Here is a 26,356-nt window from a genome sequence, read left to right as displayed (position 1 = left end):
TCGTTGGCCGAGTGCCGGTGCTGTCCTACAGTCTGCGCATTTTGATCGCTACCAGACTGACCACGTCCTCACGATGAGCAATGACCTGACTTCCGGCCGCCGGCGCTTCCTGCAGCGCGGGGCGGTGCTGGGCGCCGCCGCGGCTGGCGCCGCCACCGCGGCGCGCGCTGAGCCGCTGACGGTTGCGCCGTGGACGCGCACGCCGGGCGAGCCCGTGCTGTGGCATGCCTACGGCCAGCCGTCCCCGTTCGAGAAAGACGTGGTGCGGCGCAGCCGCAGCGCGGCGCCGCTGCCCGGCGCCAACTCGTCGATGACGCCGCTGCAGGACCTGCGCGGCATCATCACGCCGACCGGGCTGGTGTTCGAGCGCCATCACGCCGGCATCCCGCTGATCGACCCGGCGCAGCACCGGCTGGCGGTGCACGGGCTGGTGGCGCGCCCGCGCATCTTCACCATAAACGACCTGGTGCGCCTGCCGTCGGTATCGCGCATCCATTTCCTGGAGTGCTCGGGCAACACCGGGCGCGAGTGGAAGGCGCCCGGTGCGAAATCGGTTCAGATCAGCCACGGCCTGCTGTCTTGCTGTGAGTGGACCGGCGTGCCGTTGTCCGTGGTGCTGGACGAAATCGGCGTGGCGCCGGAAGCTGCGTGGGTGCTGGCCGAGGGCGCCGATGGTGCAGCCATGACGCGCAGCGTGCCGCTGGCCAAGGCGCTGGAAGACGCATTGCTGGTCTATGCGCAGAACGGCGAGATGCTGCGGCCCGAGCATGGCTATCCGCTGCGGCTGTTCCTGCCGGGCTATGAGGGCAACATGTCCATCAAGTGGCTGCGGCGCCTGAAGCTGGGGCGCGCGCCGTTCATGTCGCGCGAAGAGACGTCGAAGTACACGGACTCCTTGCCCGACGGCAGCGCGCGGCAGTTCACCTTCCTGATGGACGTGAAGTCCGTGATCACCTTCCCCGCGCCGGACCACAAACTGCGTGAGCGCGGGTTCTATGAGATCTCGGGCCTGGCGTGGTCGGGCCATGGGCGCATCCGCCGCGTCGAGGTGTCGGTCGACGGCGGCCGCAGCTGGCGCGAGGCGCAGCTGCAGGAGCCGGTGCTGGACCGCGCGCTGGTGCGTTTTCGCCTGCCGTGGCGCTGGGATGGCGGGCCAGCTTCGCTGGAGAGCCGCGCCATCGACGAAGCCGGCAACGTCCAGCCTACGCCGGACCAGCTCGTGGCCGCGCGCGGCGTGGCTTCCACCTATCACTACAACGCGATCCAGCGCTGGCGCGTGGCCGCGGACGGGAGTATTGCCAATGCGCGCGCTTGAACGATTCAGCGGTACCGTCGCGGTGCTCGCGCTGGCCTGCACCGCGCAAACGGCGGTTGCGCAGACCTATGGCATAGGCCGCCCCGCCAGCGAGCGCGACCTTGCCGCGTGGAATATCGACGTGACCCCGGACGGCACGGGCCTGCCGCCGGGCAGCGGCACGGTCGCGCGTGGCCAGCAGGTCTATGCGCAGCACTGTGCCGCATGTCACGGCGTCAATGGCGAAGGCAAGCCGGCCGATGCGCTGGTAGGCGGGCAGGGCACGCTGAAGGACGCCGCCAGGGGCAAGGACCCGGTCAAGACCATCGGCAGCTTCTGGCCCTACGCGACCACGGTATTCGACTTCATCAACCGTGCCATGCCCTACAACGCGCCGCAGAGCCTGGCACCGGACGAGGTCTATGCCGTCACCGCGTGGCTGCTGCACAAGAACGGCATCCTGCCCGCAGATGCGGTGCTGGACGCGCGCACGCTGCCGCAGGTGAAGATGCCGAACCGCGATGGCTTTGTCGCCGACGCGCGCCCGGATACCGCCAACGTGCCGTGCCGCAGCGGTTGCCCCGGCAAGCCCTGATGGCCCGCCAATGTCGAGACATGGATATGCGATAAGCGGATAAGGGCCAGCGATTTGATTCGTTGACCGTGCAGTGGCCGGCTCTCTACAGTGCAAGCTTGTACGCGGCATCCCGGATGCCGCATCGGCTTCCCCCGTGCCAGAGCTTGCCATGACGACCGCAACCGCCCACGCCAGTGTTTCGCGCCAGCAGAGCGCACCGCTTTCCACCGCATTGTCCGCAGGCGCGGGCAACTTCGAGATCCGTCTGCTGGACGCGCCGCTGGGCGCGGAAGTGATCGGGCTCGACTTGTCGCAGCCACTGTCCGACGCGGATTTTGCCCGCATCCATCGCGCCCACCTCGACTACCACGTGGTGGTGTTCCGCGACCAGCAGATCACGCCGGCGCAGCAGATCGATTTCAGCCGCCGCTTCGGGCCGTTGCAGATCCACGTGCTGCACCAGTTCCAGCTGCCGGGCCATGCGGAAGTGCTGGTGGTGTCCAACGTGGTCGAGAACGGCAAGCCGATCGGGCTGGGCGATGCCGGCCACTTCTGGCATTCGGACCTGTCGTACAAGGAAAAGCCCAGCCTCGGTTCGCTGCTGCATGCGCGCGAGCTGCCCGCCGAAGGCGGCGACACGCTGTTCGCCAACATGCACCTGGCCTGGGACACGCTGCCGGCGGCGCTGCAACGCGCCGTCGATGGCCTGCAGGCCGAGCACACTTACCTGGCGCGCTATGCCGAGCTGCAGCAGCGCAGCCCGTGGCGGCCCAACCTGACGCCGGAGCAGGTCGCGCAGGTCAGGCCGGTGCTGCAGCCGGTGGTGCGCACCCATCCGGAAACGGGGCGCAAGGCGCTCTTTGTCAGCGAGCACTTCACCACCCGCATCGTCGGCCTGCCCGAGCAGGAAAGCCGCGACCTGCTGGACCAGTTGTTCGCGCACAGCGTCAAGCCCGCCCACATCTACCGCCACCAGTGGCAGCCACATGACCTGGTGTTCTGGGACAACCGCTCGCTGCTGCATCTTGCCGCGGGCTGTCCGCCGGAACTGCGGCGCGTGATGTACCGCACCACCATCGAAGGCGACGTGCCGCGCTGAAGGCGGCAGCGGTATCGCAAGTCATCCCAGGGCGCTCGCAGCGGCGAGCGCCAATCCACCGTATTCCCCGGAGTCCTGATCATGTTCACTCGTTTTTCCCGCAAGCTCGGCCTGCTGGCGCTGAGCGCCGGCCTCGCCATCACCGGCACCGCGCACGCCGAAGGCAAGCTGCGCATCGCCGAGCAGTTCGGCGTGGTCTACCTGCTGCTCAACGTGGCGCGCGACCAGCAGCTGATCGAAAAGCACGGCAAGCAGCAGGGTGTCGACATCAAGGTCGAATGGACGCAACTGTCGGGCGGCGCCGCGGTCAATGACGCGCTGCTGTCCGGTGCCATCGATATCGCCGGCGCCGGCGTGGGCCCGCTGCTGACGCTGTGGGACCGCACCCACGGCAAGCAGAACGTGCGCGGCGTGGTATCGCTGGGTAACTTCCCGTACTACCTGGTCAGCAACAACCCCAAGGTGAAGTCGATTGCCGACTTCACCGAGAAGGACCGCATCGCGCTGCCGGCGGTGGGCGTGTCGGTGCAGTCGCGCGTGCTGCAACTGGCTGCGGCCAGGCAATGGGGCGACAAGGAATACAACCGCCTCGACAAGTGGACTGTGGCGGTGCCGCACCCGGATGCGGCCGCGGCGATCATTTCCGGCGGCACCGAGATCACCGGCCACTTCGGCAATCCGCCGTTCCAGGAGCAGGAACTGGCGGGCAACCCCAACGCGCGCATCGTGCTGAATTCCTATGACGTGCTGGGCGGTCCGAGTTCTTCCACGGTGCTGTACGCGACCGAGAAGTTCCGCAGCGACAACCCCAAGACCTATCGCGCCTTCGTCGATGCGCTGGCCGAGGCCGCGGCCTTTGCCACCGCCAATCCGGAAGCGGCCGCCGATATCTACCTGCGCCAGAGCAAGGCCAAGACCGACCGCGCGCTGCTGCTGCGCGTGCTGAAGAATCCGCAGGTGCAGTTCCGCGTGGCGCCGCAGAACACCTTTGCGCTGGCCGCTTTCATGCACCGCGTGGGCGCGATCCGCAACCAGCCCAAGTCCTGGCAGGACTACTTCTTCCAGGACCCGGTCACCGCGCAGGGGAGCTGAGCATGGCCACCCATAACCTGCGCGTGGTGTCGGAGCGCGCCACGCCGTTGCTGCAGGTCGACGGCGTGTCGCTGGAGTACCGCATGCCCGAGCGCATCGTGCGCGCCACCCATCGCGTCAGCTTCGACGTGCATGCCGGCGACCGCTTCGTGCTGCTGGGCCCGTCCGGCTGCGGCAAGTCCACGTTGCTGAAGGCGGTTGCCGGGTTCGTTCCGCCCAGCGAGGGCGAGATCCGGCTCGAAGGCCGGCGTGTGCTGCAGCCCGGGCCGGACCGCATCGTGGTGTTCCAGGAGTTCGACCAGCTGCCGCCGTGGAAAACGGTGGTGCAGAACGTGATGTTCCCGCTGCGGCAAGCGCGCAAGCTGTCGCGCGCAGAGGCGCGCGAGCTGGCGCTGGACAGCCTGCACAAGGTGGGGCTGGCCGATTTTGCCGATGCCTACCCGCATACGCTGTCGGGCGGCATGAAGCAGCGCGTGGCGATCGCGCGCGCACTGGCGATGCGCCCCAAGGTGCTGCTGATGGACGAGCCCTTTGCCGCGCTGGATGCGCTCACGCGCCGGCGCATGCAGGAAGAGCTGCTGGCGCTCTGGGACGACGCGGCCTTCACGCTGCTGTTCGTCACCCATTCGATCGAAGAGGCGCTGGTGGTGGGCAGCCGCATCCTGCTGCTGTCGCCGCACCCGGGCCGCGTGCGCGCGGAGCTCAACAGCCACCAGTTCAGCCTGGCCAGCCAGGGCGGCGCCGAATTCCAGGCCGCCGCGCAACGCATCCATACCTTGCTGTTCGACGAGCCCGCCGCCGAGGCCGCGCCGCGTGCGCGCAGCGCGGCGGGCCGCTGAACCGGGACATCGCATCATGACGCAACCGACACTGACACTGGCCGACACGCATCGGCCCGAATACGAACGCGAGCCTGAACCCTTCACCGAAGCCCCGCTTGCGCGCGCGCTGCCGTGGCACCAGCGCCTGTGGCAACACGGCTGGCTGCGCAAGGCGGTGATCCTGCTGGCGCTGGGGCTGATCTGGGAGCTGGTGGCGCGCGTGCAGGACAACGACCTGCTGCTGCCGTCATGCCTGGCCACGATGCGCGCCTTCGGCGACGCGGTGGCCAGCGGCGAGCTGCCGGGCAAGGCGGCGATTTCGCTGTCGGTGCTGCTGCGCGGCTATGCCGCCGGGATCGTGCTGGCGTTCGTGCTGACCTCGCTGGCGGTGTCCACGCGCTTCGGGCGCGATGTGCTGGACACGCTCACCGCCATGTTCAATCCGCTGCCGGCGATCGCGCTATTGCCGCTGGCGCTGCTGTGGTTCGGGCTGGGCACCAAAAGCCTGGTCTTCGTGCTGGTCCATTCGGTGCTGTGGCCGCTGGCGCTGAACATGTACGCGGGCTTCCGGGCGGTGCCGCCGACGCTGCGCATGGCGGGCCGCAACTACGGCCTGCGCGGGCTGCGCTATGTCGCGCTGGTGCTGGTGCCGGCGGCGCTGCCGGCGATCCTGTCGGGCCTGAAGATCGGCTGGGCCTTTGCCTGGCGCACGCTGATCGCGGCCGAGCTGGTGTTCGGCGCGTCGTCGGGGCAGGGCGGGCTGGGCTGGTTTATCTTCCAGAACCGCAACGAGCTCTACACCGACCGCGTTTTTGCAGGGCTGGCCGCGGTGATCCTGATCGGGCTGCTGGTGGAGGGACTGGTGTTCACCACGCTGGAACGGCTGACGGTGCGCCGCTGGGGCATGCAGCAGTAGCCGCCCGCTTGCCCTGTGCCGGCATGGGGCGTAGGCTACGCCTCCGGTATGCAACCGGAGCCCGCCCATGACCGCCATCCACCAGGCCGCCGCACAGGGATTCGCCAGCCAGGCCGATACCTATGCGCGCGGACGCCCCGAATATCCCGCTGAAATCGATGCCTGGCTGCGCGGCACGCTGGGCCTGCGCGCCGGCCGCACCGTGCTGGACCTGGGCGCTGGCACCGGCAAGTTCACGCGCCGGCTGGCGGAGACCGGGGCGACGGTGATCGCCGTCGAACCGGTGGCGCAGATGCGCGCTCAGCTGGCCGTGGCGCTGCCGTCGGTGCAGGCGCTGGAAGGCAGTGCCGAGGCCATTCCGCTGGCCGATGCCAGCGTCGATGCCGTGGTCTGCGCGCAGGCCTTCCACTGGTTTGCCAATGCGGGCGCGATGGCGGAAATCGGCCGCGTGCTGCACCCTGGCGGCCGGCTCGGGCTGGTATGGAACGTGCGCGATGAAAGCGTGGACTGGGTGGCGCAGCTGACAGCCATCATGACGCCGTATGAAGGCGACGCGCCGCGTTTCTACAAGGGTGACTGGAAGCGGGTCTTTCCCGCCGGGGGCTTCGGGCCGCTGGCGCTGCAGTGCCTGCCCTACACGCATGTGGGGGCGCCGCAGCAGGTGATCGTGGACCGGGTGATGTCGGTGAGCTTCATTGCCGCGCTGCCGGCGGCGGAGCAGGCCCGCGTGCGCGCACGGCTGGAGGCGGTCATCGACGGACATCCCGCGCTGGCGGGCCGTGCCGAGGTTGCCTTCCCTTATCGCACCGAGGCCTATTGCTGCGAACGGCTGGCCTGACGCTACATCGTCGCCTGCCGCACCCAGAATGCGGTGCCGTGGCGCGCAATGGCGCCGGGCTCGGCTTCCCGGGCCGCGGCGGCACGCCGGCTGGCACGGATGCCGGCCTCGATCTGATCCCAGATGGCCAGCATGGCGACGACCTTGGGCAGTGCGGTCACGCCCGTGGATGTCGGCAGCCAGTCCGGGCTGCAAGTGCTGAACAGCGGCTTGCCGAGCGCGGCCTCGAGGCCGCGGATGTGGTAGTACAGCGTTTGCGGATGGATGCGCAGCGCTTGCGCGGCGCGGACGGCATCACGGTTCTGCATCACTGCGACATAGGCGCGCAACGACAGGAAGCTGACGCGCCGGTTGCTGGATGGGTAAGCCATGGCTGGGCCGTGGCCGGGGCATGCTTGGCAGTTGACTGAAAGCACGGTGCCCGGCGAATCGAAAGGAAATCGATCGTAGCGGGACGCAGGCAGGCTGGAGGGTGCGGTTTTCCGAAATGATCCGGGGAAATTTCTGCAATGTGGGGTGGCGCGCGCCGGGCTCAGTGCATCGGCAAATGGCCGATCGCGGTCAGTGCCTGCACCACCTCGGGCGACAGGCGGCGTTCCCTGCATGGCACGCCCGCGGTCTCGAGCGTGGTCCAGAGGTCTGCGTCGCCGGTGACGATACGCTGCCGCAGGTGGGCCAGGTATGTGTACTCCGCGGAAGTCAGCGGGCGCGGGGCACTACGCAGGTCATCCAGGATGGCGCCAAGCGAGAGAGCGGGAACGGTCATACCAGGGTCGGGAAAAGCACGGCGGTGAGACATTGCAGCGAGGGTACGGAAAGCAGCGCAGGGATTGCGCGAAGGTCAGCAACACATGATTTTATCCACCCCGTGCAGCGGCTGCTGAATCAAAAGCAGGTAACTTTCCCTCTAATTCCGCTTGCAAACCGGGGAGTGGCGAGTACGCGCAAGCAATGTGGCGCATGCGCTAGCCGAGGGAGCGGCGAAGGCGCTTTGGCGCCGCCCCGGGCGGCGACAGGTGCCGGCCACGGTGTTGCAGAAAAACGCCAGCGCGCCGGCCGGATACGCGAATGCATGCGGCCATCTGTGGTGCGACCTCGCCGGACGTGTGCCGGGCCATTGACACGCGGCAGGGCGGATTGACAAGCCGGGGTGCGTTCTATACGTTGGCGCATCGTTCCGTCATCCGGTCCAGCCAGGATCGCCGCCGTCAGCCATGCCACGCAAAGCCGCACAGGTTTCAGAAGCCGACAAGCACGCCGCCGCGGGCGGCGCCATCGCCGTGGACCGGGCGCTGTTCGTGCTGTCGGTGTTCCGTCTTGGCGATACCGCGCTGGGGCTGGCCGAGCTGGCGCAACGCAGCGGCCTGTACAAGAGCACGCTGCTGCGCTTGCTGGCCTCGCTTGAGCACGCCGGGCTGGTGCGGCGCCAGTCCGACGGGCGCTATGGCCTGGGCCCCGAGGTGGCGCGGCTCAATGCCGTCTACGCCGCGTCGTTCTCATTGGAGGCGGTGGTGATGCCGGCGCTGCGCGAGCTGGTGCGCATCACGCGTGAAAGCGCGGCCTTCCATGTCGAGCAGGGCGAGCACCGGCTGTGCCTGTACCGCGTCGATTCGCCGCAGCCGGTGCGCGACCATGTCCGCGCCGGCGAACTGCTGCCGCGCGACCGGGGCGCCGGCGCGCGCGTGCTGCGCGCCTTTGCCGGCGAGTCCGGCTCGCTCTACGAGCGCATCCGGCACGAGGGCGTGGCGGCACTGGTGGGCGACCGCAGCCCCGATCTTGCCGGGGTATCGGCGCCGGTGTTCGGTCCCGGCGATGTGCTGTGCGGCGCGCTGACGCTGACCTGCCCGGCCTCGCGCTACCGTGAAGGCTTCCGCGTCGATGTGCTGCATGCGGCGCGCGCGCTGACCCAGGCGCTGGGCGGCTCCTTTCCGGACAGCATTGCGGACAACGCCCCCGCGGGCTGAGCCGCCGGGCTTGCGTGTGCAGCCGGCCCGACCCGGCTTGTCGGGGGTGCCACGCGCCTGCATGCGCGGGCTATCATGCGGCTGGCATTGAAAACAACGCACGTCACATTTTGTGAAAACAAGTGCGAGAGATGCCTGCGCCGCGCCCCTGTGGCCCGATGCCCGCCGCTCGATATGACGGCACGGCAGACGGCATCCTTGAGGAAATCCCCGTGCACCTGGACCAGCAGACCATTGCGGTGGTGATGATGGTGTTTTTTTGCAGCACGCTGATTATTGCGGCGGGGCTGGTGTTCGCGCTGCGCGCGAGCGAGGCGGGGCGGCTGTGGGCGTTCGGGCACGTGCTGGTGTCGGCCGCGGGCCTGGCGCTGGCCATCAGCGCGGCCAGCGGCACCGGCCAGCTGGGCACGCTGGGAGCGTTGGCGTTCGTGGCTGGCTGGCTGCTGATCTACCGCGGCGTGCGGGTCTATTACGGCGTGCCGGCCCATCCCGCGGCGCTGGCCGCCGCGGGTGTGATCGGGCTTGGCCTGATCGCGGCCACCAGCGGCATGCCCGACGGGCAGCAGGTGGTGCTGCGCATCGTCTACGGCCTGCTGGCGCTGGTCTCGCTGGCCACCTTTGCCACGCTGGCGCGTGCCGGGCGCGGGCGCCGCAGCATCGGCGCGCCGCTGGTGCTGGTGGCCAGCCTGGTGCATCTGGCCACGCAGCTGGCCGGCTTCAGCCATGCCATGAACCTGCCCGTGGCGGGCGGTGCGGGCGCCGCGCCGCTGACGCTGTTCTTTGCCGGCCCGGCCGGCTCGGCCTGGCTGCTGGCGCCGCTGATGGCCACGCTGCTGGGCCTGTTCGGCTTTACCGTGATGGCGATGGAGCAGATCGTCGCGCACAACGAAAGCGGCGCGCGCGTGGATGCCCTGACCGGGCTGCTCAACCGCGGGGCGCTGGAGATGTCGGCACTGTCGCTGGTGGCGCGCTGGCAGCGCGACGGGCAGGCGCTGTCCTGCCTGGTGATCGACATCGATTATTTCAAGCAGGTCAACGATACCTTCGGCCATCACGCCGGCGACGCCGTGCTGCGCGAAGTCGCGCATGCGCTGGACAACTCGCGCCGCGCCTCGGACGTGGCCGGGCGCTACGGTGGCGAAGAGTTCTGCATCCTGTGCCCGCATACCGACGAGCAGCAGGCCTCGGCGCTGGCCAACCGCATCCTGCGCAAGGTGCGCGCGATTGAACTGCCCGCCGGGCGCGGCCATGCCAGCGTCAGCATTGGCGTGGCGCAGCTGCGCGGCGGCCCGGGCAGCAAGGAAGCGCTGTGGCGCCTGCTGTTTGCCGATGCCGACCGCGCCCTCTACCACGCCAAGGAACATGGGCGCGACCGCTACGTGCTGGCCTCGTCCATGGCGGCGCCGGCGGCCGCGAGTGCATCGCCGGCGCCGCTGCTGGAGCCAGAGCCCGACCTGGCCGGCTGAACCGGTTATGCCTGCCGGCCAGGCTCCGGCACGTCGCGCTGCGGCGCACCGTCATAGGTCCACAGGAACTGGCGCGGCATCGGGCCCTTGTTGCGCCCGCCCTCGCAGGTCTGCTCCCAGGCATGCGCCAGGATGCCGACCGAGCGCGACAGGCAGAACAGCCCCCGCGCCAGCGGTGCGGCAAAGCCCAGCTCGGCATAGATCACCGCGGTGGCGCCATCGATATTCATCGGGATGGGCTTGCCGCGGCCGGCACCCAGCGCCGCCTCGACCGCGCGCGCGATCCCCGCGTAGCACCCGCTGACCACGCCGTCGGCCGCGGCCTGGTCGACCAGCGCCAGCAGCCGCGGCGCACGCGGGTCGACCGGGTGGAAACGGTGGCCAAAGCCGGCAATGAACTTGCCGTGCAGGTCGCGGTAGTGCCGCAGCGCGGCGGTGACGGCGTCGTCCATGGCGCCGCCCGCATCCAGCCGCTGCGCCACGTCCTGGTACAGCGCCACCGCCTGTTCGCCGGCGCCGCCATGCACGTCGCCCAGCACGTTGACGGCGGAAGCCATGGCGTTGTTCAGCCCCACGCCGCAGGTGGCCGCCATGCGCGCGATGGCAATGCTGGGCGCCTGCGGGCCGTGGTCGACCGCGGCCATCAGCGCCGCGTCCAGCAGCTCGCCCTCGCCGGGGCCGGGCAGCTCGCCGCGCAGCATCAGCCAGATCATCTGCGCAAACGAGACCCGGCCGATCAGTTGTTCGATCGGGTAGCCGCGGTAGCGGATCTCGCCCGGGCGCATGTCGATGATGCCGGTGCGCCACCAGTCCTGCGACAGGCGCTGGCCCGGGTCCATGGCGTCATCCCGGGGCTGGCCGCTGGTTTCGATGCCGCTCATATCGCGCGCTCCTCGCTCAGTTGGTCGATGTCCGTATCGCTGTAGCCCAGGCTGGCCAGCACCTGCCGCGTATGCTGGCCCAGCTCCGGCGGCGGCGTGTCCACGGCCGGGGCCTCGCGGTTGAGCTTGAAGCCGGTGCGCACCACGCGGATATCGCGGCCCACGCCGGGCGCATCGGCAAACTCGCCGATCATGCCGCGCTCGCGCACCTGCGGATGGGCCAGCGTCTGTGGCACGTCCAGCACCGGGCCGGCGGGCACGCCGGCGTTGGTCAGCAGCGGCCACCATTCGGTGGCCGGCTTTTTCGCCAGTTCCGCTTCCAGCGCCTGTGTCAGTTCGCCCCGGTTGGCCAGGCGCGCCTGGCGCTGCGCGAAGCGCGGGTCGGTGGCCAGCTCGGGGCGGCCCAGCACGCGGCACACGGCTTCAAACTGTTCCTGCTTGTTGGCGGCGATATTGAGCAGCCCGTCCGCGGTGCGGAAAGTGCCCGAAGGGCTGGCGGTCATGTTCTCGTTGCCCATCGGCGCCGGCACCTTGCCGGCGATCAGGTGGTTGGACACCACCCAGCCCATGGTGGCCAGCGTCGCTTCCAGCATCGATACGTCGATGAAATAGCCTTCGGTGCGCTGGTGGTCCGCCAGCGCCGCCGCCACCGCCAGCGCCGCGGTCAGCCCGCCGATGGTGTCCGAGACCGGATAGCCGACCCGCAACGGTGCGCTCTGCGCATCGCCGGTAATGCTCATCACGCCGGCCATGCCCTGGATGATCTGGTCATAGGCCGGCAGCCCGGCCAGCGGCCCGTCCTGGCCAAAGCCCGAGATCGCGCAGTAGATCAGGCGCGGGTTGTCCTGCTTCAGGGTCTCGTAGCCCAGCCCGAGCCGGTCCATCACGCCGGGGCGGAAGTTCTCCACCAGCACGTCGGCGCTTTGCACCAGCTTGCGGAACACCTCCTTGCCGCGCGCGTGCTTCAGGTTGAGCGTGACCGACTGCTTGCCTGGGTTCTGGGCCAGGAACGACACGCCCATCAGGCGCTGGTTCAGCTCGGCATCGGCGCCCAGCTGCCGGGCCAGGTCGCCGGTGCCGGGGGTTTCCAGCTTGATGACTTCGGCGCCCAGGTGGGCAAGCTGGTGGCAGCAGAACGGCCCGGCCAGCACATTGGTCAGGTCGAGCACGCGGATATGGCGCAGGGGCTTTTTCATGTTCTGTACAACAGAATGATGATCTTTAACAGAGAACATGCGGAGGATAGGAGCCGCGTTTGGGCGTGTCAAGCCGGGCGCCTGGCCGGCACCTGCCATACAATGGCGCCCCGTCCGCGCGGCCTGCTGGCGCGCGGGCCTTTTTAGTGGTGTCTTGCAGGAAACGGAATCAATGATGTCAAACGCATGCGGCCTGGACTTCGGCACGTCCAACTCAACGGTCGGCTGGAGCCATCCGGCGCGGCCGGCGGCGCTGCTGCCGCTGGAGGACGGCAAGGTGACGCTGCCCTCGGTGATCTTCTTCCACGCGGAGGATCCGCTGGTCAGCTATGGCCGCGCCGCGCTGGGCGATTACCTGGCCGGCTATGAAGGCCGGCTGATGCGTTCGCTCAAGAGCCTGCTGGGCACCTCGATGATGGACGACAGCACCGAGGTGATGGGCCAGGCGATGCCGTTCCGCAAGCTGCTGGCGCACTTCATCCGCGAGCTGAAGACGCGTGCCGAGCAGGCCGCCGGCACGGAGTTTTCGCGCGCCGTGCTGGGCCGCCCGGTATTCTTCATCGACGAGAACCCGGCCGCCGACCAGCTCGCCGAAGACACCCTGGCCGAGATCGCGCGCGACGCGGGTTTCGGCGAGATCGCGTTCCAGTACGAGCCGATCGCCGCGGCCTTCGACTACGAGGCCCGGATCACGGGTGAGGAACTGGTGCTGGTGGCCGACATCGGCGGCGGTACCTCGGACTTCTCGCTGGTGCGCCTGTCGCCCGAGCGCGCCGCGCGCAGCGACCGGCGCGACGACATCCTGGCCAATGGCGGCGTGCATATCGGCGGCACCGACTTCGACCGCGCGCTCAGCCTGGCGCGCGCAATGCCGCTGCTGGGCCTGGGCAGCGCGCTGCGCAACGGCAAGGCGATGCCGTCCAGCCAGTATTTCGACCTGGCCAGCTGGCACACCATCAACCTGGTCTATACGCGCAAGGCGTGGTCGCTGGTGATGGACAACTACCGCGACGCGGCCGATACGGTGAAGCTCGACCGCCTGGTGCGGCTGATCCGCGAGCGCGCCGGGCACTGGCTGGCGATCCAGGTGGAAGCCGCCAAGATCGCCTTGTCCGACGCCGGCAGCGCCGACGTGGACCTGCACCGGCTGGAGCAGGGGCTGACGCTGACCATCACGCGCGACGAGTTCGATGCGTCGATCGACAAGCTGGTGGTGAAGACCGAGCAGACCGTGCAGAAGCTGCTGGTGGATGCCGGCGTGGATGGCGCCGCGGTCGATACCATCTTTTTCACCGGCGGCTCCAGCAGCGTGCCGCTGCTGCGGCAGCGGCTGGCGGCGCTGTTGCCGCAAGCGCGTTGCGTGGAAGGGGACCGGTTCGGCAGCATCGGCAGCGGGCTGGCGCTGGATGCGGTGAGGAAGTTTGGGTGAGGGGCAGGCTACCGGTTGCCGTTGGAGTTTAGCGGCCTGCTTGTTTGCTCCCTTCTCCCGCCTGCGGGAGAGGGAGCATTTCATCGGCCAGTTCAGGTGTCAGCTTGCTGCGTCCGCACATCGCGCAAGCCGTATTCGTCCCCCAGCGCCAGCCGGGCCGCCCGCAGCGCGCCGCGCGCGGCCGCGGCATCGCCCGCCAGCCGCATCAGCGCCGGCAGTTCCCACGGCGCCCGCAAGAGCCCGCCCAGCACCGCGCCCACATCGGTCTTGCCATCTTCACCCATGCCCGCCGCCGCGGCAGCTGGGACCGCGCGGCTGGCCGGGTCGATCACCACGCGGCAGGCCGCGAACGGCAGCCGGCAAGCCGCCGCCATGCGCGCGGCGAGGTGCGATTCCATGTCGACGCAGAGCGCCCCCGTGGCCCGGTGCAGCATCTGCTTGGCGGCGACCGAAAGCACCGGCTGGTCCGCGCCGGCAAGTATCCCGACCCTGGCATGCGGCAGCGCCGCGTGCATCGCCCGGGTCCAGGTCATGTCGGTGTCGTAGCGTTCGACGGCCGCGCACACCGAGTCCGCCAGCACGAGGGCGCCCGGCGCCAGCGCGGGATCCAGCCCGCCCGCCACGCCAAAGCTGAGGATACCCATGCAGTGCCGGCTTGCCATCGCGGAAACGCCTTGTTCCAGTGCAAGTCCGCGCAGGCCGTGCACCACGCGGCAATGCGGGCCGGCGGCGATGCGCGCCTCGAACGCCATGCCGGTGACGACCAGCACGAAAGGTGCCGTCACAGCCCCCACGACACCTGGTGCGCGCCGCCGCGCTGCAGGTTGCGGTAGCGCGCCAGCGCCCACAGCGGGAAGTAGCGCGCATAGCCGTGATAGCGCAGGTAGAACACGCGCGGAAAGCCCACCGCGGTGAAGCGTGGCTCATGCCACAGGCCGCCGGATTGCTGCGTGCGCAGCAGGTAGTCGATGCCGCGCGCCACCGCGGCGTGCTGCGCGGCGCCGGCTGCCATCAGCGCCAGCAGCGCCCACGCGGTCTGCGAGGCCACGCTGGGCGCGGGCTCGTAGCCGCGGTAGTCGAGCCGGTAGCTGCTGCCGTCCTCGCCCCAGCCGCCGTCGGCGTTCTGGATCTGCTCGAGCCACGCCACGGCGCGGCGCATCTCGGGGGCTTCCGGTGCCAGGCCCGCCGCGTTCAGCGCGCACAGCGCGCTCCAGCTGCCATAGATATAGTTGGTGCCCCAGCGGCCGAACCAGCTGCCGTCGGGCATCTGCTCGGCCAGCAGGTAGCGCAGCGCGCGCGCGGCGGGTTCGCTCTTGCCCGGCGTGGCGCCGATCTGGCACAGCATCGACAGGCAGCGCGCGGACACGTCCGCGGTGGGCGGGTCCAGCAGCGCGCCATGGTCGGCAAAGGGGATGTTGTTCAGGTAGAGATGCGTGTTCTCGGGCTCGAACGCGCCCCAGCCGCCATCGCCGCCCTGCATGCCGACGATCCACTCGGCGGCGCGCGCCACGGCTTCGTCATAGCGGCCCGGCATATCGTGGGCGCGCATGTAGCGGTTCATCGCGGCGGCCACCACGGCGGTGTCGTCCACGTCCGGGTAATAGGCATTGGCGTACTGGAAGGCCCAGCCGCCGGGGCGCACCAGCGGGCGGCGCACGGCCCAGTCGCCGCGCACGTCCAGCACCTGCAGCGGCCTGAGCCAGTCCAGGCCGCGCCCGGCCGCGGCCGTCGCGCGCGCCTCGCCGGTTTCCAGCAGCGCGTGCGCGGCCAGCGCTGTATCCCACACCGGCGACAGGCACGGCTGGCAATAGGCTTCGTCGCCGTGCTCGACCAGCAGCCGCTCGACGGATTGCCGCGCCAGCGCGCGCGCCGGGTCGTCGGGCGGCACGCCCAGCACGTCGAACATCATCACGCTGTTGGCCATTGCCGGGAAGATGGCGCCCAGGCCGTCCTCGCCGTTGAGCCGCTCATGCACGAAGGCCTGCGCCGCGGCAATGGCGCGCCGGCGCAGCGTGCGCGGGAAGAGCGGCTCGGTCACGCGCAGCAGCGCGTCCAGGCCGCGGAACACCGTGTACCAGCCGGCGTGCTGGTGCGCCGCGCGCGGCGGCAGCCCCACCGTATGGCAGTTGCCGACGAACAGCTCATTGATGCCGACCCCGCGCGGGTTGCGCGCCTGCGGGCGCAGGCTGTTCAGCACCAGCAGCGGCACGATCACCGTGCGCGCCCAGTACGAGACCTTGGACAGGTGGAACGGAAACCACTGCGGCAGCAGCATGATCTCGACCGGCATCATCGGCACCGCCGACCATGGCATCACGCCGTACAGGGCCAGCAGCGTGCGCGTGAATACATTGCTGGCCTCGGCGCCGCCCAGCGCGTGGACGGCCCGGCGCGCGCGCTGCATGTGCGCGGCCTGGGGGTCGTCGCCGGCCATCTTCAGCGCGAAATAGGCCTTTACGCTGGCGCTGACGTCGGAGCGGCCTTCATGGAACAGCGGCCAGCCGCCATCGGGATTCTGGATGCGGCGCAGGTAGCGGGCCAGGCGGGCTTCAAGCTCCAGGTCCGGGGCTTCGCCGAGGTAGTGCACCATCAGCACGTATTCGGCGGGAATGGTGGCGTCGGCTTCCAGTTCGCAGACCCAGTGGCCGTCGGGGCGCTGCTGATGCAGCAGCGCGTCGATCGCGCGGCCGATGCCGTGGTCAAGTGCCTGCGCGGCGTTGCGCGGCGCGGGGCTGTCCCCCGCGCTGGCCGGCGCGATCCGTGGCACTGCCGTGGCAAAGGCGGTCTCGTTCATCGACATGCAGACTCCTTGTGCCGGCGCACGGCGCGGCCGCGCCCGGCATGCATCGGGTGCAGCGCTCAGCCAATGGCGTGGCGCAGCAAGATCCAGAGCAATTGGGCGCGCGGCAGGCGCACGCGCTGGCGCGGCGCGCGCCAGCCCTGCGTGCGCAGCCGCGCCAGGATGCAGTGGTAGACCTCGGCCATGATGCGCGGCGAGCGCACCTGCCGCGACGGGCAGCGCGCCATGATGGCGTAGGCCTGGTCGTAGTGCGCCTGGGCCTCGCGCGCCACGGCCGCGCAGGCCTGGCCGACGGCGGGGTGGGCCACCACGGCCTGGGGCGTGTCCGCGCCGATGCCGGCCGCGGCCAGCGCTTCTGCCGGCAGGTAGAGCCGGCCGATGGCGGCGTCTTCGTCGATATCGCGCAGGATATTGGTCAGCTGCAGCGCGCGGCCCAAGTGGTGCGCGAGCGCGATGCCGCACGCTTCTTCCAGGCCGAACACGCGCACCGCCAGCCGGCCGACAGCGCTGGCGACGCGATCGCAATACAGGTCGAGGGTGGCCGCGTCGGGGGCGCGGATGTCCTGCACCACGTCCATGGTCATGCCGTCGATCACGGCAAGGAAATCCTGCTGCTGCAGGTGGAAGGCGCGGATCTGCGCGCTCAGCGGCTGCAGGGCGCGAGGCGGATTGCCGGTGTAGCAGGCGGCGATGTCGTGGCGCCAGGCATCGAGTGCGGCAAGGCGCTCGGCGTGCGGTGCGTTGCCGTCGGCGATGTCGTCGACCGCGCGGCAGAACGCATAGATCTCGAACATGGCCTGGCGCTGCGCTGGCGGCAGGATGCGCAGCGCGGCATGGAAGGAACTGCCGGCCGAGGCCGCCGGGCCCGCCTGGCTGCCGTGGTCGGCGGCGACAGGGGTGTCTTGCGTTGCGATTTGAGTACCGGCCACGTAACTCCTCGACACGCTGCATACCGTCCCGCACTGATCGCGCAGCATCCGTGCGCGCCCACTGGCGGGAGGGCGGTTGTGGGTCGGCCGATTATAGCAATTTCACCCGTCGCAAGATTGCCGCAGCGGCGGCCCCGGTGCCGGCGCGCCAATAAAAAAGCCCCGCGCCGAAGCTGCGGGGCTTTCCTTCCGGCCGGTCCGCTGGACCGGCCCGGCATCCACCGGTATCAGAGGGCCTGAATCTTGGTGGCTTGCTCGCCCTTCTGGCCCATGGCCTTGACGTAGCGTACCTTCTGGCCTTCCTTCAACGACTTGAAGCCATTGCCTTCGATTGCGGAGAAGTGCGCGAACAGATCGTTGCCGCCTTCATCCGGCGTGATGAAGCCGAAGCCCTTGGCGTCGTTGAACCACTTAACGGTACCGGTTTCCATATCTATCTCAACCTTGAATTTCAAAATGAGCGAAAACGCTCGTTATACACCGTGTGCAACGCACCCAGCGGATCCTTTTTATGTTCCCCGCCAGCGCATTCCATATGACTTCGATATGTCGCTGTCGTGACAACCGAAAACGTCACGGAACGACAACACCAAAAGACACACCGCATGGGCGCTGCACAAGTGGGAATCATTCTGCCGAATTTTCCCGGCGTGTCAATCAGGCTAAGCGCCTAATCATGATGAGAGGTTCCGATAGGAGATATTAGCGTTTTCTACTTCGGCTTCAGTTCAGTGAATTCCCTGATTTTTTTATCGTGGGTTTGGTTGTGCGTGCACCGCCAGCGAGCGCGATGCCACGCCGCCGTGCATAATGGCTGTCGTCCGGTGCATGGGCGTGCCATCTTTTTTACAAATTCTTACGGCGCCCAATCCCTACCGCGTTCGGGGGAAGCCGGCGCGGCCCGGATATATCATTATGCTGACAATAAAGGCCAGGCCGGTGGCCGCGCTCGCGTCGTGCACAGACATACATGAGCGCGCCCACTGTATGCGGGCCCATACATAAAAGTTCTGAACGGGGAATCCATCATGGTGTTTCAAACCTAGCTGTCCGGAATTTCGGTTGCGGACAGCGTCACCACCCGTCGCGCACGGGGCCTGGACTGTTTCCGTTGTTTGCATTTGAGCCGAGCCGCGCCCGCCGTACGCCCGTACCGCAAGCGCGGCTGACGCGCGCCCGCAGCACGGTGGCGCGTTAACGCGCGAGCCGGCTCAATGTCTCAGTGTTGGGACAATTGTTGACAATGTGATCCATGCGTCTGTCCTAGCATTCGTTTCCGGATACCATCAGATTTTTCCGATTCTGAGATTCACAGTCGGACACAAGGCGGCAGCGACCGCCTCAGAGAATGTCGTGCGTGAGGCACTTGCCGGCGTGCGCAGACAAGAGGAAGCAAGCCTGTGAAGCAGCTGGAGGAAGCACAAGGGAACCGGGACGGCCGCATGCCGTTCCGATCGGGGTGGGTAGGGATGCGCATGGCGCAGCGGGTGCAAGGCATCGCGCTGGCGCTGGCCCTCGGGGCGGCGACGGCTGCGGCCGCGCCGGCGCCCGCGGCGCAGGCGCCATCCATGCCGTCGATCGCCTTGCACTACGGCGCCAAGCCGCCGGTTGACGCTCTGCAAGCCTTCGACATCGCCGTGGTCGAGCCCGACAGCGGCTTCGACCCGCGCCAGGCGGCGACGCCGGCCACGGCCTGGTTTGCCTATGTCAGCGTCGGCGAGGTGCTGGAGAGCCGCGCCTACTTCAAGGACATCCCCAAGGCCTGGTTCGTCGGGCGCAATGACGCCTGGAACGCGCCGGTCATCGACCAGGCAGCCGACGGCTGGCCCGCCTTCTATGTGGACAAGGTGATCGCGCCGCTGTGGCAGCGCGGCTTCCGCGGCTTTTTCCTCGATACCCTCGATTCCTACCAGCTTGCCGCCAGGACCGACGCCGAGCGCGCACGGCAGGAAGCGGGGCTGGTGCGCGTGATGCGCGCCATCAAGGCGCGCTACCCCGAGGCGCGCCTGGTCTTCAACCGCGGCTTCGAGATCCTGCCGCAGGTGCATGACCTGGCCTATGCCGTTGCCTTCGAGTCGCTGTTCCGCGGCTGGAACCAGGCCCAGGGCCGCTATGTCGACGTTGCGCAGGCTGACCGCGACTGGCTGCTGGCGCAGGCGCGCACCATCCGCGAGCAATACCGCCTGCCGGTGATCTCGATCGACTATTGTCCGCCGGCTGACCGCCGCTGCGCACGCGAAACCGCGCAGCGCATCCGCGCGCTGGGGATCACGCCCTATGTGGCCGATCCCGGGCTGCAGACGGTCGGCATCGGCAAGGTCGAGGTGCTGCCCCGGCGCGTGCTGGTGGTGCAGGAGCGCCGCCCCGGGGTGTCGATCGACGATTCTGAGGGTGTGCGCTTTGTCTCGATGCCGCTCAACTACCTTGGCTATCGCGTGGATTTCGCCGAGACCAGCGAGGACCTGCCCGAGATCGGGCCGGACCGCTACGCCGGCGTGGTGGTATACCTGTCAGGCAATGTCACGGCGCAGCCGGGACGCTTCCATGCCTGGGTGCAGGCGCGCATGGCGCAGGGCATGCCGGTGGTGTTCCTCAACGACTTCGGCACCAGCGTTAGCGGCGCGGTGGCGCGCAGCTTCGGGCTGAAGGCAGTCAAGGGCCGCGTGTCGGGCCCGGTCGAGGTGCTGGCCAAGGACCGGATGATGGGCTTCGAGATGCCGGTGGCGCCCGACCGCACCCAGGCCGAAGCGATCCAGGTGCCGGACGGCGCCGGCTACCGTTCGCTGCTGCGCCTGCGTTCGGGCACGCTGACCTATGACGCCGCCGCGATCACGCCGTGGGGCGGCTATGTGCTGGGGCCGTACGCGGTGCGCCAGAGCGGCAACGGCAACGGCCAGAGCCGCTGGGTGGTGCAGCCGCTGGACTTCCTGCGCGAGGCGCTGCGCCTGCCCGCCATGCCCGTGCCCGATGTCACCACCGAGAACGGCCGGCGCCTGCTGACCATCCATATCGACGGCGACGGCTTTGCCTCGCGCGCCGAGATTCCCGGCGGCGGCTTCTCCGGCGAGGTGCTGTTCCGCGAGATCTTCGACCGCTACCGGCTGCCGATGACGATGTCGGTGATCCAGGGCGAAGTCAGCAAGGACGGCATGTACCCCAGGCTGAGCGCCGAGCTTGAGCCGATCGCGCGCAAGATCTTCGCGCAGCCCTATGTCGAGGTGGCCAGCCATACCTTCTCGCATCCGTTCGAGTGGTCGCGCACGGTGCCGGCACAGCCAGGGCAGCCAACGCAATCCAGCGGCGCCGCCGTGGTCGAGGGCGACGAGGCCTTCCACCTGAGCATCCCCGGCTACAGCATGGACCTGAACCGCGAGATCGGCGGCTCCATCGACTACATCAACCGCACGCTGGCGCCGGCCGGCAAGCCGGTCAGCATGCTGCTGTGGTCGGGAGACTGCCAGCCGCCAGCCGAGGCGCTGCGGCTCACCGAGAAGGCGCGCGTGCTCAACATGAACGGCGGCGATACGCTGATCACGCGCAGCAACCCGAGCTGGACCGCGATTGCGCCGCTGGGCATCAACAAGCCCGGCGGCACCTTCCAGGTGTTTGCGCCCAACCAGAACGAGAACGTCTACACCAACCTCTGGCACGGCCCGTTCTATGGCTTCGAGCGCGTGATCGAGACCTACGAGCTGACCGACAAGCCTTATCGCTTCAAGCCGGTCAACATCTACTACCACAGCTATTCGGGCACCAAGGCCGCGTCGCTGAAGGCGCTGCGCAAGGTTTATGACTATGTGCTGGCGCAGCCGCTGCTGCCGCTGCACTCGACCGACTACGTGCGCAAGGTGCTCGACTGGCAGGACATGGCCGTGGCGCGGGACGTGGGCGATGGCCAGCCGGGCGGCACCGGTGCCGAATGGATCGTGCGCGGCGACGGCAACCTGCGCAACCTGCGCTGGAGCGGCGCCGGCATGCCTGACGTGGGCGCGGCGCATGGCGTGACCGGCACCTCGCCGGCACCGGGCGGCGGCGTCTACCTGCACCTGGATGGCGGCGATGCGCGCTTCGCCGTGCGCGACACAGTCACCGCCCCGGCCGCGCCGCAGCTGGCCGAAGCCAACGGCATCGTGCGCGACTGGTCGCAGCGCGATGGCGTCACGCGCTTCGCCTTCAGCGGCTATTTCAAGCCATTCTTCCGTCTTGCCAACGCCGGCAACTGCCGTGTGAGCGTCGATGGCAAGCCCGTACAGGCCGTCCGCGAGCGCAACACGCTGCGCGTGGATACCGCACCCGTCACCGATCCGAACCATGCCAGGCAACAAGTCGAAGTCCGCTGCGCCGGTTGAGCGCGAGCGGCTGCTGCCGCCGGCGCTGGTGCTGACTTTCACCGCGATGGTGGGGATCGGCCTGGCGCTGATGTTCCCGCGCGAGACCCTGCGCGAGCGCCTGCTGGGCCAGGGCCGCACCATCGACGGGCTGACCATGGCCTACCTGGAAGCCTGGTGGAAGGTCACGCCCGACGACCCCGGTTTCATGGGCGTGCTGGCCGAACAATACGCGCGCACCGGCCGGCTGGAAGAGGCGCAGGCCATGCTGGCGCGCATGCAGGCGGTGCAGGGCACCGACCTGTCGGGCCAGATCCTGCGCACGCGCATCGAGATCGCGCAGCAGCGCGCCTGGGCCGCGCTGCCGGATACGCCCGAGCGCGAACAGAACCTGGTGCAGCTGCGCAGCCTGCTGGACCAGGCTGCCGCGCGCAGCTGGGGGCTGGCCGACCTGCAAACGCTGGCCACACAGTCGCGCCAGGCCGGCGCCCAGGACGCGATGCGCAAGTTCTATGCGGCGCTGGCCAGCCAGGACCGCAACAACGCGGCCTTCTGGAACCGCCAGCTGGCCGACATGGCGATCGCGGGCGGCGACTATCGCAACGCTGCCAACGCCTTGTTCGCGCAGCAGGCGGCCGCCACCACGCTGGCCGAGCGGCGCGCGCTGTTCCTGAAGGCGGTGCAGACGCTGCAGTCAGGCAACCTGCTGGACGAAGCGCTGGCGCAGGCCGAGCGCCACGGCGGCAAGCTGCTGGACGATCCGGAGGTGCTGCGCTACCTGACGAAGCTGGCGCTGGCGGCCAACAAGCCGGAGCAGGCCAGCCGCTATGTCGAGCGGCTGCTCAAGGTCTCGGCGCGCACGCGCGATGCCGGCCCGGCGGCGCTGGCCGCACGCCAGGCCGAGGCGCGGCGCATCGCCGCCAGCCAGCCGTGGGCCGAGCGCGGCCTGGTCTTCCTCGACGGGCCGCGCGGCCTGGCCTTGCGTGAAGCGCTGGCCGCTTCCGGCCAGCTGGGTACGCGCAAGATTGCGGCGCAAGCTGCTGCGCCCGCGCAGGCGCCGGCGGAGCCAGCCGACAAGCCGTTCAACGCCGACGACTACGAACTCGCCTATCGCGTGTTCCTGTCGGCCGGCAAGCTCGACCAGGCGCAGCGCGTGGCCGAGACCGCGGTGCGCCGGCTGCCGGGCGAGGCGATCTGGCGCGAACGGCTGGCGCAGGTGGCCGAATGGAACCGCCAGCCGGCCGTGGCCCTGAAGAGCTGGCTCGACTATGCCCGCGCCACCAACGACGAGCGCGCGTGGGATGCAGTGATGCGGCTCGCCCCGGGCCTGTCCGACGATCGCGCCTACCTGGCCGCGCTGCGCCACCGCGCGGGCGGCTCGGACCTGAAGACCGTGGACGAGGTGGTGGCCGCCTACGAACGCCTGGGCGAGCCGGAAGAGGCCATGCGCTTCCTCGAAGGCCTGAGCCACGGCCCCAGGGCGCGCGAAATCTTGGAACGTCACGCCGCCCTGGCCGAGCGCGCCGGCAAGGACGAGCGCGCGTTCCAGATCTATACGCAGCTGCAGCAGCGCTTCGGCCCGCGCCCAGCCTATGCGCTGAAACTCGCCAACCTGCTCTATGTGCGCGGCAAGCTGGCGCAGGCGCTGGACGCCATGCTGCCGGCGCGTGCCACGGCCGGGAAGGATGACATCCTCTACTGGCGCACCTTTACCGAGCTGGCGCGGCTGAACCAGCGCGACGACCTGCTCAAGGACGGCTATCGCCAGCTGATGCTGGCGGCGGCGCAGACGCAGGACGAGCACTGCATGGAGATGCCGGCGGGCCCGGCGCGCAACGACTGCCTGGACGAGGTCCGCGACACGCAGGAGGCGGATTTCTCCAACCTGATCGCCTACTACGACAAGACCCCGATCGACGCCGGCCGCATCGCCGAGGCCGACTGGCGCCGCGGCGGCAAGCCGGAATCGGTGGAACTGGCGCTGTACTACTACACGCGTGCCCACGCCTACCGGCGCATCGGGCGCCTGTTGCAGGACATGACGCCCGAGCAGCGCCAGGCGGCAGCGCAGTCGAGCCGCTTCCTGATGCGGCGCGCGGAGTACTACCGCGTGACCGGCCAGCGCGACCAGGCCCTGGCCGACCTGCGCCGCGCCGCGGGCCTGCGCGATGCCGACAGCGAAACGCTGGCGGCGCTGCTGTGGACGCTGGTCGACCAGGGCAGCGACACCGAGGTGCGCGCGGTGATGCGCCGCGTCAAGGACGACGCGGAAGACAACCCCGACCTGTGGGGCGCCTTTGCCGCGGGCCATATGCGCTTCCAGGACGGGCGCGCGGCCATGCACTACCTGCGCAAGCTCAACGACGGCAAGAGCGCCGACCCGCTCTGGCTCAGCCTGATGGCCGATGCCTATGAAGCCATCGGCCAGACCGACATGGCCTGGCGCGTGCGCCGCCAGGCCTGGATCGACCTGCACCACGGCTGGTCCCAGGGCGGGGTGCGCTATGCCCGGCTGCGGCCCGATAACACCGACGGTGACGAAGAGTACGAGAACGAGTCCGGCGCGCCTTCGCGCGCGGACCTGCGCCGCCAGACCGTGGCGCTGGGGCAGATCTTTGCCTCGGGCGAGGTCTCGCGCGCGCTGGTGATCCAGATGCTGCGCGCGGACCGCGCTTCCACGGCGGCGCGCGAACTGGTGCCGCCGCTGGCGGGCGCGCCGTCGCAGCTGGGCGAGGTGGCCGGGCTGCCGCCGCTGCGCGAGCCCGCGTCGGCGGAGGTCGCACGCAATGCGGCCCGCCGCGATGCCGCGCTGTCCGCTGCCGGGCGCGATGCCGCGCTGGCATGGGCGATGTCGGCGGAATCCAACGAACTGGCGCGAAGCTGGCTGGCCCGCCAGTACGTCAACCGGCTGCAGCGACCGGCCTATGCCGAGGTGGCGATCGCGCTGGACCGGCAGGACATGAACAGCCTTGACCGCATCCTGGAGCGCCAGGCCGGCCGCGTGCCGGTGGCCAACCAGATCGAGGCCAACCAGCGCCTGGACCGCATCAGCACCGCGCAGACGCTGGCCTTCGAGACCCAGGAACGGGCCCGTTCCGACGACACGCTGCAGGACACCCTGCAGGAGACGCTGCTCTACAACGCCCAGGCGATCGAGCCGCGCGTGAGCTTCATGCACCAGAAGCCGCTGGAGTACACCGAAGGCAGCCTCGCGGGCGGCGTGCGCCTGTGGGATGGGTATGACCTGAACCTGCGCGGCACCTGGCGCGACCAGCGCAGCACCGATCCGCAGCAGCTGGTGAACGTGCCGTCGTCCGACCGGCGCGCCGACCTGTCGCTTGGCTATCGCGACAACAGCAAGCGCTGGCGTGCCACGGCAGGCTACCGCGAGGGGCTGGACACAATGGCGACCGCGCGCTTCTTCGGCGAGTGGGCCCAGCAGGGCCGGCTGCAGTTCAGCACGCTGGCCGGGCTGAACCAGCCGGCCGATGAATCGGCGCCGCTGCGCGTGGGCGGGGCCAAGGACGTCGTGGGGCTGGGCGCAACCTGGCGCTTCGGCCTGCGCGAGTTCGTCGGCGCGCGCATCGAGTACAGCAGCTTCCGCGGGCAGGACCGCAGCGCGCTCGGGCATGGCATGGTCTATGACGTCGAGGCCGGCTACAAGATCCGCACCTCGTATCCGGACTACACCGTGCGCGTGGTCGGCACGCATGCCAACTACAGCGCCAACGGCGGCAGCCTGACGCCGCGCATGGCGTCGCTGGTGCCGGTCGGCGACGAAGCCACGCCGGCGTTCTACATGCCGCAGGGCTTTACGCAGGCCGGCGTGCTGTTCGGCTTCGGCACTGAGCTGCTGGACGAGTACACACGCAAGTGGCGGCCGTTCGGTGAAGTGGGGCTGCTGCGCGACACGCGCGCACGGCAGAACTTCCGCGTGCAGGGCGGGGTGGCCGGATCGGTATTCGGCAATGACCACCTGGCGCTGTATATCTCGCACGAGACCGCGGCGCGCAACGGTGGCAGGCCGCTGACGGAACTGGGAATGCGCTATCGCTGGCTGTACTGAGCCGGCGGCAGCGGATGGCAGGGATCGGGTAACAACAGGACATGGAAAAGGGGATGAAGATGAACAAGCAAACCACGGCAATGACGGGCAAGACAGCGGCCAGGCGACTGGCGGCATGGTGCGGCGCGCTGGGCGCGGCACTGTGGCTGGCGGCTTGCGCGGTGACGGATGTCGGCCGCGCGCCGGCGCTGGCCCGCGGCGAGACCATCGCGGTGCTGCCGATCGTGAACTACACCGAGACGCCGCAGGCCGGCCTGCGCGCCGAGGCGATTGCCGAGAGCCTGCTGAAGACCGGCGGCGTGGCCAGCCTGAAGCGTTATCCGGCCAGCCTCAACCCGGAAACGCTGTTCGAGCCGGCCGAGCGCGAAGCCGTGGGCAAGGCGCTGGAATGGGCGCGTGCCGAGAAGGCCCGCTACGCGCTGACCGGCGCGGTGCAGGAATGGCGCTACAAGGTGGGCGTGGACGGCGAGCCCGCGGTCGGCATCTCGCTGCAGCTGCTGGACGTGAACAGCGGTGAAGTGGTGTGGTCGGCCACCGGCAGCGACAGCGGCTGGAGCCGCGCCTCGCTGTCGGGCACCGCGCAGAAGCTGCTGCGCCGCCTGCTGGCGCCGCTGATGCAGGGCTGAGGCGGCAAGCCATCAGGAAGAGGCTGCACACCGA

The 26,356-nt window shown here is 69.3% G+C and carries 21 protein-coding genes; 13 read left to right on the top strand and 8 right to left on the bottom strand.

Annotated elements, in window-relative coordinates:
• Positions 1-73: 73 nt before the first annotated feature.
• From soxC to AC3WLF_RS11635, 7 genes are all read left to right on the top strand, one after another.
• Entirely contained in the window at positions 74-1,315 is a 1,242-nt protein-coding gene (gene soxC, locus AC3WLF_RS11665) for a sulfite dehydrogenase (protein WP_492358236.1), read from the top strand.
• Positions 1,302-1,889, top strand: coding sequence for a c-type cytochrome (locus tag AC3WLF_RS11660; protein WP_492318429.1), 588 nt, complete (start codon positions 1,302-1,304; stop codon positions 1,887-1,889). The genes soxC and AC3WLF_RS11660 overlap by 14 nt, the downstream gene beginning before the upstream one ends.
• 151 nt (positions 1,890-2,040) lie before the next feature.
• Entirely contained in the window at positions 2,041-2,970 is a 930-nt protein-coding gene (locus tag AC3WLF_RS11655) for a TauD/TfdA dioxygenase family protein (protein WP_492353315.1), read from the top strand.
• A gap of 81 nt (positions 2,971-3,051) precedes the next feature.
• A complete protein-coding gene (locus tag AC3WLF_RS11650; RefSeq protein ID WP_492318431.1) occupies positions 3,052-4,062 on the top strand; it encodes an ABC transporter substrate-binding protein in 1,011 nt (336 codons plus the stop codon).
• A 2-nt stretch (positions 4,063-4,064) separates the two neighbouring features.
• Entirely contained in the window at positions 4,065-4,901 is an 837-nt protein-coding gene (locus AC3WLF_RS11645; protein ID WP_492318432.1) for an ABC transporter ATP-binding protein, read from the top strand.
• 16 nt (positions 4,902-4,917) lie between these two features.
• On the top strand, positions 4,918-5,799 hold the full coding sequence (locus tag AC3WLF_RS11640) for an ABC transporter permease (protein ID WP_492318433.1): 882 nt from the start codon (positions 4,918-4,920) through the stop codon (positions 5,797-5,799).
• 67 nt (positions 5,800-5,866) lie between these two features.
• On the top strand, positions 5,867-6,637 hold the full coding sequence (locus AC3WLF_RS11635) for a class I SAM-dependent methyltransferase (protein ID WP_492358235.1): 771 nt from the start codon (positions 5,867-5,869) through the stop codon (positions 6,635-6,637).
• A 2-nt stretch (positions 6,638-6,639) separates the two neighbouring features.
• Here AC3WLF_RS11635 and AC3WLF_RS11630 read toward each other — a convergent pair whose 3' ends face one another.
• Positions 6,640-7,008, bottom strand: coding sequence for a LysR family transcriptional regulator (locus tag AC3WLF_RS11630; protein ID WP_492358234.1), 369 nt, complete (start codon positions 7,006-7,008; stop codon positions 6,640-6,642).
• Positions 7,009-7,169: 161 nt separating this feature from the next.
• Positions 7,170-7,403, bottom strand: coding sequence for a hypothetical protein (locus tag AC3WLF_RS11625; RefSeq protein WP_010810922.1), 234 nt, complete (start codon positions 7,401-7,403; stop codon positions 7,170-7,172).
• A gap of 448 nt (positions 7,404-7,851) precedes the next feature.
• On the opposite strand from AC3WLF_RS11625, the gene AC3WLF_RS11620 reads away from it, so the two are divergent.
• Entirely contained in the window at positions 7,852-8,601 is a 750-nt protein-coding gene (locus AC3WLF_RS11620; protein WP_492358233.1) for an IclR family transcriptional regulator, read from the top strand.
• 212 nt (positions 8,602-8,813) lie between these two features.
• Entirely contained in the window at positions 8,814-10,067 is a 1,254-nt protein-coding gene (locus AC3WLF_RS11615; protein WP_454751066.1) for a GGDEF domain-containing protein, read from the top strand.
• A gap of 5 nt (positions 10,068-10,072) precedes the next feature.
• On the opposite strand, the gene AC3WLF_RS11610 is transcribed toward AC3WLF_RS11615, so the two are convergent.
• Positions 10,073-10,948 carry a citryl-CoA lyase gene (locus tag AC3WLF_RS11610; RefSeq protein WP_492358232.1) on the bottom strand — a complete coding sequence of 292 codons (876 nt, stop codon included), beginning with the start codon at positions 10,946-10,948 and terminating at the stop codon, positions 10,073-10,075.
• Complete coding sequence (locus AC3WLF_RS11605; RefSeq protein ID WP_492358231.1) at positions 10,945-12,144, bottom strand: CaiB/BaiF CoA transferase family protein; 1,200 nt, start codon at positions 12,142-12,144, stop codon at positions 10,945-10,947. Before AC3WLF_RS11605 ends, AC3WLF_RS11610 begins: the two co-directional genes overlap by 4 nt.
• Before the next feature lie 172 nt (positions 12,145-12,316).
• On the opposite strand from AC3WLF_RS11605, the gene AC3WLF_RS11600 reads away from it, so the two are divergent.
• Positions 12,317-13,573, top strand: coding sequence for an Hsp70 family protein (locus AC3WLF_RS11600; RefSeq protein ID WP_492358230.1), 1,257 nt, complete (start codon positions 12,317-12,319; stop codon positions 13,571-13,573).
• 92 nt (positions 13,574-13,665) lie between these two features.
• Here AC3WLF_RS11600 and AC3WLF_RS11595 read toward each other — a convergent pair whose 3' ends face one another.
• The 4 genes from AC3WLF_RS11595 to AC3WLF_RS11580 all read right to left on the bottom strand — a co-directional run bounded on the left by AC3WLF_RS11595 (position 13,666) and on the right by AC3WLF_RS11580 (position 17,733).
• Positions 13,666-14,358, bottom strand: coding sequence for a phosphorylase (locus tag AC3WLF_RS11595; RefSeq protein WP_492318441.1), 693 nt, complete (start codon positions 14,356-14,358; stop codon positions 13,666-13,668).
• A complete protein-coding gene (gene shc / locus AC3WLF_RS11590; protein ID WP_492358229.1) occupies positions 14,355-16,373 on the bottom strand; it encodes a squalene--hopene cyclase in 2,019 nt (672 codons plus the stop codon). Before shc ends, AC3WLF_RS11595 begins: the two co-directional genes overlap by 4 nt.
• Before the next feature lie 59 nt (positions 16,374-16,432).
• Positions 16,433-17,302: a presqualene diphosphate synthase HpnD gene (gene hpnD / locus AC3WLF_RS11585; RefSeq protein ID WP_492358228.1), complete on the bottom strand. Its 870-nt coding sequence runs from the start codon at positions 17,300-17,302 to the stop codon at positions 16,433-16,435.
• A gap of 227 nt (positions 17,303-17,529) precedes the next feature.
• A complete protein-coding gene (locus tag AC3WLF_RS11580) occupies positions 17,530-17,733 on the bottom strand; it encodes a cold-shock protein (protein ID WP_010810931.1) in 204 nt (67 codons plus the stop codon).
• A 1,011-nt stretch (positions 17,734-18,744) separates the two neighbouring features.
• On the opposite strand from AC3WLF_RS11580, the gene AC3WLF_RS11575 reads away from it, so the two are divergent.
• Genes AC3WLF_RS11575 through AC3WLF_RS11565 form a run of 3 tightly spaced genes read left to right on the top strand, consistent with a single transcriptional unit; the run spans position 18,745 to position 26,322 of the window.
• A complete protein-coding gene (locus tag AC3WLF_RS11575) occupies positions 18,745-21,651 on the top strand; it encodes a bifunctional glycoside hydrolase/polysaccharide deacetylase family protein (RefSeq protein ID WP_492358227.1) in 2,907 nt (968 codons plus the stop codon).
• The gene (locus AC3WLF_RS11570) at positions 21,614-25,696 is read left to right on the top strand and encodes a tetratricopeptide repeat protein (protein ID WP_492358226.1); all 4,083 of its coding nucleotides are present in this window, start codon (positions 21,614-21,616) and stop codon (positions 25,694-25,696) included. The genes AC3WLF_RS11575 and AC3WLF_RS11570 overlap by 38 nt, the downstream gene beginning before the upstream one ends.
• 59 nt (positions 25,697-25,755) lie before the next feature.
• Positions 25,756-26,322: a penicillin-binding protein activator LpoB gene (locus AC3WLF_RS11565; protein WP_492318446.1), complete on the top strand. Its 567-nt coding sequence runs from the start codon at positions 25,756-25,758 to the stop codon at positions 26,320-26,322.
• Positions 26,323-26,356 lie beyond the last annotated feature (34 nt).

The sequence above is a fragment of the Cupriavidus sp. FW306-01-F10A genome (genome assembly GCF_058782785.1).
Note: the sequence above shows the minus strand (reverse complement) of the source record. Positions and strands in the feature narration are given on the sequence as shown.

Bases quoted from the DNA above. Each gene is read 5' to 3' on its own strand.
- AC3WLF_RS11600 (WP_492358230.1), top strand. From the start codon at position 12,317: ATGATGTCAAACGCATGCGGCCTGGACTTCGGCACGTCCAACTCAACG.
- AC3WLF_RS11575 (WP_492358227.1), top strand. From the start codon at position 18,745: ATGCCGTTCCGATCGGGGTGGGTAGGGATGCGCATGGCGCAGCGGGTG.
- AC3WLF_RS11650 (WP_492318431.1), top strand. From the start codon at position 3,052: ATGTTCACTCGTTTTTCCCGCAAGCTCGGCCTGCTGGCGCTGAGCGCC.
- AC3WLF_RS11655 (WP_492353315.1), top strand. From the start codon at position 2,041: ATGACGACCGCAACCGCCCACGCCAGTGTTTCGCGCCAGCAGAGCGCA.
- AC3WLF_RS11645 (WP_492318432.1), top strand. From the start codon at position 4,065: ATGGCCACCCATAACCTGCGCGTGGTGTCGGAGCGCGCCACGCCGTTG.
- AC3WLF_RS11580 (WP_010810931.1), bottom strand. From the start codon at position 17,733: ATGGAAACCGGTACCGTTAAGTGGTTCAACGACGCCAAGGGCTTCGGC.
- AC3WLF_RS11610 (WP_492358232.1), bottom strand. From the start codon at position 10,948: ATGAGCGGCATCGAAACCAGCGGCCAGCCCCGGGATGACGCCATGGAC.
- AC3WLF_RS11640 (WP_492318433.1), top strand. From the start codon at position 4,918: ATGACGCAACCGACACTGACACTGGCCGACACGCATCGGCCCGAATAC.
- AC3WLF_RS11625 (WP_010810922.1), bottom strand. From the start codon at position 7,403: ATGACCGTTCCCGCTCTCTCGCTTGGCGCCATCCTGGATGACCTGCGT.
- AC3WLF_RS11570 (WP_492358226.1), top strand. From the start codon at position 21,614: ATGCCAGGCAACAAGTCGAAGTCCGCTGCGCCGGTTGAGCGCGAGCGG.
- soxC (WP_492358236.1), top strand. From the start codon at position 74: ATGAGCAATGACCTGACTTCCGGCCGCCGGCGCTTCCTGCAGCGCGGG.
- AC3WLF_RS11565 (WP_492318446.1), top strand. From the start codon at position 25,756: ATGAACAAGCAAACCACGGCAATGACGGGCAAGACAGCGGCCAGGCGA.
- AC3WLF_RS11660 (WP_492318429.1), top strand. From the start codon at position 1,302: ATGCGCGCGCTTGAACGATTCAGCGGTACCGTCGCGGTGCTCGCGCTG.
- shc (WP_492358229.1), bottom strand. From the start codon at position 16,373: ATGTCGATGAACGAGACCGCCTTTGCCACGGCAGTGCCACGGATCGCG.
- AC3WLF_RS11635 (WP_492358235.1), top strand. From the start codon at position 5,867: ATGACCGCCATCCACCAGGCCGCCGCACAGGGATTCGCCAGCCAGGCC.
- AC3WLF_RS11605 (WP_492358231.1), bottom strand. From the start codon at position 12,144: ATGAAAAAGCCCCTGCGCCATATCCGCGTGCTCGACCTGACCAATGTG.
- AC3WLF_RS11620 (WP_492358233.1), top strand. From the start codon at position 7,852: ATGCCACGCAAAGCCGCACAGGTTTCAGAAGCCGACAAGCACGCCGCC.
- AC3WLF_RS11630 (WP_492358234.1), bottom strand. From the start codon at position 7,008: ATGGCTTACCCATCCAGCAACCGGCGCGTCAGCTTCCTGTCGTTGCGC.